Source organism: Synechococcus sp. R55.7 (assembly GCF_047461955.1).
GTDB lineage: Bacteria > Cyanobacteriota > Cyanobacteriia > Thermostichales > Thermostichaceae > Thermostichus.
The window spans coordinates 1-2,171 of the sequence record NZ_JANSIC010000240.1 but is presented as its reverse complement, the minus strand read 5'-3'; the positions used below and the strand labels follow the sequence as shown (position 1 = coordinate 2,171).

Here is a 2,171-nt window from a genome sequence, read left to right as displayed (position 1 = left end):
GGCTTCTGAACAAGCCGAACACGGCTGTCTTTGGCTGCCAAGTCCCTCAAGTATTCGACCGTACCATCCAAGCTGTGCCCCTGGGGGTATTCCTCAGGGATGCGGCCGCCGTTGGCTAAGCTCCACCCTGTGTCAGGGCGTAAGGCAGCAACGCCCTCGACCACCACCCACTGCCAGGGGATCCCTAGCTTATCCAACTCGCAGAGGGTTGAGTAGTGGCGCTCAATGTACGGCTCCTCGTCTAAAACAATGGTGAAGAAGTGAATGGGAAGAGTGGCTCTGCTGTCTTTAAAGATGGCAAAGCCATTGCGGACACTTCCCCAGCAAATGAGTCGGTAGCCATAGCTGGGGAGCTCCGTCAAGCAACGGCTGTTCTTAAAAGCAAAGATATCATCCAGGGCAATGTACTTGGGGCGAGCGCCCTGTTCCAAAAAAGCTTGGAGGTCATACCAGCCCGTAAACTCGCCGCCGTCAATGAGAAGAAGGTCGGGGTCGGGAACTCGGCTTGCCCCATCCGTGGGAACAGACTTGAGTAAATCTTGTCCCTCCTGGTGCCATTCCAGAGCCTGCTCTCGGCTATAGGGGGCCCAAAAGCTGGAGCAAGATTTCAGCCATTCTTCCACCTCCTCCACTGTAGCGATCCTAGGTTGGGCAGCAGCGTGAATGGGGACACAGCGGGGATCCTTGCTTACCCTTCTAGCCAGCTCTTTGTAGCGCTCAGGATGAGCTTCTATGCTGTAGATGCGAACAGAGTTGGGAAGGGCGTAGCGCAAAACAGCTGTGGATCCTTCTCCACTACTGGCCCCTACCTCGACCACCACCCGCAGGGAGGGATCCCTGCAAATTTCTGCAAGAGCTGCTCCAAAAGGCTCATCTAGCCGGATTTCTGGTGGGATATACCACTCTGGCCAGGCGGAGTCGCCGTTCCGTTTCTGATTGACCCAGCGGCCATACGCAGCAGCAGCTTCTCGATGATAGAAGGAACTGGCTGTGGGTAAAAAGGCATCAGCCTCCTCCTGAGAGAGGTCACGAAGGTATTGAGTAACCTGAAATAGCCACAGGCGCGCCACTTCCTCGCCTGTCTGGGGATCGTAAAGAGAGTTGATAAAGGCATTTGGAGGCCAATCTTCTAGAATTTGCTTCAATACTAACCACACCCAATCCTCTTCCCCAGCTCTAGCGAAGCAGTCAAGGCTGTGCGCCAGCAGCTGAAGTCTATGGTGGTGGTGTACAGGAAGCTTTAGGGCTTCCTCCCGCATGCGTTCTGCAACAGGTTGATAGACAATCGACAGAACTTGCAAAAGTCGCTTTGTCTGTGGCCACAATAACCCTTCTAGAGATCCACCCCTGTACCTTTCTGCAAACTCAGGAGCGATGGAAAGAGCAATGGTCTCTAGGAGAATTGAGGGAATACTTTCTTGTTCGGCCTGGGCAAAAAAGGCAGAGTAGGATCCTTGCCAAAATAAAGTTCCCAGCTGTTCAAAGTTGGTGGCTTGCGTCACAGCTAATGACCCCCATTGCTCTTCCTGCTAGAGAGAAGGAGTAGCTCTGCTTAAGCTCAAGCATAGCAAGGATTGCAACTTCTGTCAAAGGGAGAAGTGTCATTGCCTGGGGAAAAGCAACATGTACAGGAAAGCTTCAAGTTTGTTGCAGGAAATGTTCAACTGATAACTATTCCTGTCTTGGCTGCTATCGCCGCGGGGCAAGCATTTCGTGGACTTTGGTTCACTACAGCTCCTCCAGGCCGAGTTTGGGATCTTATTACGCTACAGCCTATTAAGAGGCTACAGGATACAGCTGTAAGCCTGCCTGTTCTGGACTCATCGGAATCAAGCCTCAGAAACACGACGTTTTGTATCCCTTGATCTGTGAACAGGCCGTAGGTTTACTCACAATTTAGACTATCTTGTTAGACTATCTTGACTTGTGCTAAAGTGGACTATTTTTTCACTTACAGAAAATTTGGGTTTGCAGGCTCATGCCTAGATGCTACGATTGGCTATATCCACTAGCTGCTTAGGTAGCCGCCATGCAAGTCCAGCTTCATTCTCGGCTGCGCCCTCTCTCTCTGACGTTGATGGCGGTGGGGGGCTCTTGGCTCCTGGGATCCTGCCAACTCAGAGGGCCACAGGTACAGTTGCCCGGCGATGTTCTGCCGGAAACCGCGCTGG

General features: G+C 52.5%; 1 protein-coding gene. It reads right to left on the bottom strand.

Annotation, left to right across the window (positions count from 1 at the left end; translation table 11 throughout):
- Positions 1 to 1,157, bottom strand: a 1,157-nt coding sequence (locus NW820_RS10960) for a hypothetical protein (protein WP_414407503.1), incomplete at its 3' end; no start/stop codon positions are given.
- Positions 1,158 to 2,171 lie beyond the last annotated feature (1,014 nt).